The sequence below is a fragment of the Frankia sp. Hr75.2 genome (assembly GCF_949319125.1).
In the GTDB taxonomy this organism is placed as follows: Bacteria; Actinomycetota; Actinomycetes; order Frankiales; family Frankiaceae; genus Parafrankia; species Parafrankia soli.
On the sequence record NZ_CASGGV010000145.1, the window covers coordinates 1 to 1,511 of the forward strand.

Genomic DNA, 1,511 nt, shown 5'->3' on the forward strand with positions numbered 1-1,511 from the left:
CAATGGCCATGCTTTAAAGGATTCCCTGAAGATTTGTGTTCAGGGTGACCGTCTGGGGTGAAGGCAGTGGAGCTCGAGGCGGTGCTTGACCGGGATGGTGCCCGGGTCGCAGGGCTGACGGGTGGGGTAGACGCCGGGTCTCTTGCTCTTGCGGGGCGCGGTGCGCGTGGGTCGGTCGCGGATGGTGAAGGCCGGTTCGACGAGTTTGAGCAGGAAGGCGAGAAGTGCCTGCTCAGGGGGGGAAGTCCGCGCCGATCGAGTCGGTCGCGGCGGTCAGAGTGTGCCGGAAGCTGATTTTTGCGGGAGGTAGGCCGGCGGCGTCGGCGGCGGTGCCCATGAGCTGGTGCAGCGCCTGGTAGACAGCGAAAAGGGCCCACATCTCTTGGGCGACGCCCTCGGGGTCGCGGCTGCGCAGGACCGCCTGGCCCTCGCCGAGGTCGGTCTTGTGGTGGCCGATCACGGTCTCCACGCCCCACCGGTCGCGGTAGGCACAGGCCAGGTCCAGCGCCGGCCACTCCTCGATGTCGAGGAGGTCGGTGACCAGACAGAACAGCTCCGAGCCGGCCGTGCCGCCGGGGCCGGTGGTGTGCACGGTGTACTCGATCACCCGGACGGTCAGCGCCGGGCCGTCGGCCTTGCGGGCCGGGTTCAGCCGGGCCAGGTAGGTCCCGTCCGCCAGCACCTCCACCGGCTTCAGCGCGAACGACGCCTTCGCCCGCCACAGGACGTGCGCGCCGGCCGCGAGCACCTCCCGGGCCAGCGCGTGCGACAGGAAGTTGCGATCGGCCAGCACCAGCATCCCCGGCCCCAACGCAGCCAGCAGATCCCGGACCAGCACCTGCTCACCCGCCGTGTACGGGCCGAACGCCGCACCCAGCAGCGCCCCGGTCCCCGACTCGGCCGCTGCCACCCAGCGGACCTGCGGGAACGGCCCCAGCCCTCCACCGTTCGACGGCCCACCGAAAGCCGCTCGGTTGCCCGCCGTGTCCGGCACGTCCGACGTCGTCCCGTCCACCGCCACCAGCCGCAGCCCACCCAGCCACACCCCGGCCGCCTCCTCGGCCCCGACCGGTCCCGCCGCGTGCTCGAACAACATCCGCAGCGGGTCCGACCCCACCCGGCCCCGCGCCCGCACCAGCGACGACAGGTTCGGCAACCGCCACTCCCGCCCACCCGGACCACCCGAGGCCAGCGCCGCCGCCCGCCGCCGCCAGTACAGCCCGTCCACCAACCGAGACAGCACCTGCACATAGCCGCAGTTCCGGCCACGGAACAGCCACAGCGCCAGCACGAAGTACACCACCAGCCGCGACGGCAACAACCGACGCCGCAACTCCACCGTGTCCGTCTCCGCCAGCACCCGGTCCACCAGCTCCGGCGGGAACACCCCCGTCAACACCCCCACCGTCACCCGGTCCGGCAGCCAGCCCTCCGGCGACAGCCCCTCACTCGCGTCATGCGGCACATCACAACCCTACCCCATAATGATCAACTAAAGCATGACCATTGGG

Annotated in this window: 1 protein-coding gene; it reads right to left on the reverse strand. The window is 70.9% G+C overall.

All coding sequences use genetic code 11. The features are described from left to right. Window positions 1–232: 232 nt before the first annotated feature. The gene (locus AC559T_RS12745) at window positions 233–1,465 is read right to left on the reverse strand and encodes an IS4 family transposase (RefSeq protein WP_498868835.1); all 1,233 of its coding nucleotides are present in this window, start codon (window positions 1,463–1,465) and stop codon (window positions 233–235) included. Window positions 1,466–1,511: the final 46 nt, after the last annotated feature.